This window comes from Nocardia wallacei, from assembly GCF_029869545.1.
GTDB lineage: Bacteria > Actinomycetota > Actinomycetes > Mycobacteriales > Mycobacteriaceae > Nocardia > Nocardia wallacei_A.
Genome location: NZ_JARWQD010000198.1, coordinates 1 through 3,504, shown reverse-complemented (window position 1 = coordinate 3,504; position 3,504 = coordinate 1). Strand labels below are relative to the sequence as shown.

General features: G+C 73.3%; 5 protein-coding genes and 1 pseudogene. 1 reads left to right on the top strand and 5 read right to left on the bottom strand.

Annotated elements, in window-relative coordinates; genetic code table 11:
* Window positions 1–142: pseudogene (locus QH290_RS16070) on the top strand (FAD-binding oxidoreductase); the annotation flags it as partial.
* Here the strand turns inward: QH290_RS16070 and QH290_RS16065 are convergent.
* The 5 genes from QH290_RS16065 to QH290_RS16045 all read right to left on the bottom strand — a co-directional run.
* Window positions 140–472, bottom strand: a complete 333-nt coding sequence (locus QH290_RS16065; protein ID WP_280383654.1) for an FAD-binding oxidoreductase — start codon at window positions 470–472, stop codon at window positions 140–142. The pseudogene QH290_RS16070 and the gene QH290_RS16065 sit on opposite strands and share 3 nt — an antisense overlap.
* Complete coding sequence (locus tag QH290_RS16060; RefSeq protein WP_280268433.1) at window positions 469–792, bottom strand: avidin-fold protein; 324 nt, start codon at window positions 790–792, stop codon at window positions 469–471. Before QH290_RS16060 ends, QH290_RS16065 begins: the two co-directional genes overlap by 4 nt.
* Entirely contained in the window at window positions 789–2,087 is a 1,299-nt protein-coding gene (locus tag QH290_RS16055) for an ATP-grasp domain-containing protein (protein ID WP_280383652.1), read from the bottom strand. Before QH290_RS16055 ends, QH290_RS16060 begins: the two co-directional genes overlap by 4 nt.
* Before the next feature lie 29 nt (window positions 2,088–2,116).
* Window positions 2,117–3,136, bottom strand: coding sequence for an NAD(P)/FAD-dependent oxidoreductase (locus QH290_RS16050; RefSeq protein ID WP_280383650.1), 1,020 nt, complete (start codon window positions 3,134–3,136; stop codon window positions 2,117–2,119).
* A 1-nt stretch (window position 3,137) separates the two neighbouring features.
* Window positions 3,138–3,504 (bottom strand): hypothetical protein (locus tag QH290_RS16045; protein WP_280383649.1); only part of this gene is annotated, 367 nt, incomplete at its 5' end.

Genomic DNA, 3,504 nt, shown 5'->3' with positions numbered 1-3,504 from the left:
GTCTCCGGCGATTCCGACGAACCCGTACGGGGAGATCGAATTCCACGTCCGCAAGGTCCGCACGGGCTGGGTGAGCCCCGCGATCGTCAACGAGACCCGGGTCGGGGATCCGTGGCTGATCGCCGGGCCGCTGGGCGGCTTACCGCCCGCCGCCGGGGGCGCGGCCGCCGACGGTTACCTGGCCCGCGGGGGCGTCGACACGAATATCGTCCAGTGCCCGCAGATCCAGCACCAGCCCGGTCCCCGCGGAGAACCCCGCGTAGCTGTGGCCGCCGCCGCGGGGAGCGACGGCCACGCCGTGGTCGCGGGCCCACCGGACCGCGCGGGCCACGTCCACGCGGTCGCGCACCGACAACGCGGCCAGCGGCCGGGCGTCGGCGTAGCGGGTGTTGAACGGCGCGGTGGCCGCGGCGAAACCCGGGTCGCCGGGGTAGTGCAGCCGTCCGCCGACGACCCGCCGCAGGCCGTTCACCGCAGCTCCTCCAGGTAGGAGATGCCGCTGGAACCGTTGGGCCCGTGCCGTTCCCAGCGCTCACGCAGCCGCAGCACGCCGTCCTCGGTGTGCTCGGGTGTCGAGTGGGTGACGCCGGTGACCAGTTCGCCGTCGGCGAGCACCATGGTGTAGGCCAGCCGGAGCACACCGGCCTCGTCGACGACGCCGTTGACGCTGCCGCGCCGCACCCGGCCGCCGGAGAAGTGCGCCCAGACCAGGTCTCCCCGCTGGTGGTAGCGGGCGACCACGCCGTCGTCGGCGGCGGGATTGCGGAAGCGGCGGCCCTCGTAATTGATCATTCGTCGGCGTCCAGGAGTCCGGCCGGGAGCGTGAATGTCGCACCGGGCGAGGGCGGTTCGAGCGGATCGGCCTCGAGCCGGACCAGATCCGCGGCGGCATCGAGCAATTCGTCGCAGCGCCGGGCGTTCGACGCCTCGCACACCACGAAGGAATGCCGCGCGATGTAGCCGCCGGGCGGCAGCCGCAGCTCCGCACCCGGATCGACCATGGCCGCCGCGGTCACCAGCCCGGGGGCGCGGTCGGGCACCCGCACCGCCCGCACCACGCAGTCGCGCCGCGGATAGCCGAATCGGATGCCCGCCACCGCATTGCGGGTGGGCATCAGGGTGGGGCGGCGGCCCGCGGCGATATCCACGAGAACCTCGCCCGGATCGATGCCCGTGGCGATCTTGCCGAGGAACGGAATCAGATCGCCGCCCAGCCGCCCGTTGACCTCGATGATCAGCGGGCCGCGCGAGGTCAGCCGCACCTCGCTGTGCGTGATGCCGTTCTCGATACCCAGTTCGCGGTGGGCGCGTGCCAGCGTGGCCAGCAGGGTCTCGTCGCGCAGCAGCGGATCGTCGGCGTCGACGAGGTGACCGACTTCCTCGAAGTAGGGCTCGAGCCCGGTGCGCTTGCGTGCCAGGAACATCGGCAGGTACTCGCCCTTGTACACCGCGGCGTCGATGCTGATCTCCGGGCCGATCGCGTACTGCTCGACCAGCGCGGTCCCGCGGTACGGCTCGTCGCCGATGGCGCTGGCCCCGGCCGCGACGCCGAAGCCGGAGTCCAGTTCGGCGCGGTCGCGGGCCAGCACGACGCCCATGCTGGCGCCCAGCGCCTGCGGCTTCACCACCACCGGGTAGCCGATGCGGTCGGCCGCGGCGCGGGCCTGCTCGAGGGTGTGGGTGAGCTCGAAGCGCGGTTGCAGCAGTCCGGCCGCGGTCAGGACCGAGCGGGTGCGAAGTTTGTTGCGGCAGCCGCGGACTCCGGCCGCGGTCAGGCCGGGCACGCCGAACTCGTCGGCGAGGTCGGCGGCGGGCTGGACCAGCGGTTCGTCCCAGCACAGCACGCCGACTATGCTGCGGCGCCGCGCGATCCGGCGCGCCTGGTCGGCGAGGATCTGGTGGTCGAACAGGTTGGCGACGGTGATGTCGTCGAAATAGGCGCGCTGCCAGGTGGGTTCGATGTTGTTGAGCAGCACCAGATCCAGGCCCAGTGCGCGGGCGCGCGCATGGGCCGAGCGCACCAGGTACTCCCGGTACAGCGGCAGCCCGCTGCCGACGGCCAGCAGCGCATCGTTGGTGGCGTTCATGGTTTTCCTTCTCCTGTCGGGCTTTTCGGCTAGGCCGCGAGGGCGTCGGCGGCGAGTTCGGCGATCTGGTCGGCGATCAGCGGGGCGGTGCGGAAGCCGTCGCCGCCGACGGCGGCGCGCGCCCACACCGCGGGACCGACTTGTTCGAGCGCGGCGCGGCCGGTCCGGGCGTCGACGGTGTAGTGGCAGTGCTTGACCGCCACCACGGGATAGCGGTGCGGTGCGGTGAGCACGCGCTCGCGGCAATACTGTGCGAGGGCCAGGTCGGCGTCGGCGGGTTCGGTCAGGGTGGCCACGGTGCGGCACATGGTCGTGGCGCTGAGCTTGAGCAGGGTGCCCGCGCCGGGCGGCAGCAGCCACCCGGTGCCGTCGGCGCCGAGCCCGGAGGCCGCCGGTGCCTGCTCCCACCACGACGCCAGCTCGTGCGGCGGCCGCACGTAGACGACGGTCTGGCGGCGCAGCTCGGTCGCCGTCTCGACCAGATCCCGCGTCCACGCCCCGGCCGCGACGAGGACGAGATCGCCCGCGAGCGCGCCGCCGCCGGACAGCAGCAGGCGTGCCGACGCGGTGTCGACGGCCGTCACCTCGCACCAGGGCCGCAGCGTGACTGTCGGCTGTTCGCGCAGCCAGCGCGCGGCCGCGTGCAGGACGCGTCCGGCCAGCAGGACCCCGGCATCGACCTCCTGAACACCGACGTGACGATCGGGAAAGACCATGTGCGGCAGGCTGTCCGGTGCGACGATCGCGACCTTCGCCGTCGCGTGCACCGGCGTGTCCGGACCGTCCACCGGCCGGGCGGTGACCGCCCCGATGCGGCGATAGCAGCCGCCCCCGAGCAGGCTCTGCAGCCGCAGCCACTCCCGATGCAGGTACGCACCCGCGCCGGGGGCGCCCGAAGTCCGCAACACCCGATGCTGGTCGAACGAGCTCGACCCGTGGTTGGGTATCGGGCCACGGTCGACCACGGTCACCCGATGCCCGGCACGGGCGCAGCGGACGGCGGTGATCAGCCCGGTCACCCCGGCGCCCGCGATGACGATCTCGGTCATCTCACCCCTCCACCGGTGAAAGGCGCGGCAGCGCAATCGGTTCCACCGTGGCGCGGGCGCCGATCCCGTCGATCGCGGTATCGGGCAGCGCCGCGGCCAGATCGATGAGAATCGGTGCGGCACAGCGCAACAGCACCTCCGCCTCATGGCACAGATCCCCGGCGGACAGCGTCGAGCGGTCCAGGCGGGCGAGCTGCCGGGTCAGCGTGTCCGCCGCGCGGTGCAGGCTGAATCGCGGCAGCTCGTACGCGGTCCGGAAGCGCTCGACCATGCGCACGGCGTCGGTGCGCGACCGGCCCGAGATCGGCAGCGGGCCGCGGCCCGCCCCCACCGCGGGGCGATGGGCGATCCGGGTACGCCGCCGCCCG

Bases quoted from the DNA above. Each gene is read 5' to 3' on its own strand.
- QH290_RS16050 (WP_280383650.1), bottom strand. From the start codon at position 3,136: ATGACCGAGATCGTCATCGCGGGCGCCGGGGTGACCGGGCTGATCACC.
- QH290_RS16055 (WP_280383652.1), bottom strand. From the start codon at position 2,087: ATGAACGCCACCAACGATGCGCTGCTGGCCGTCGGCAGCGGGCTGCCG.
- QH290_RS16060 (WP_280268433.1), bottom strand. From the start codon at position 792: ATGATCAATTACGAGGGCCGCCGCTTCCGCAATCCCGCCGCCGACGAC.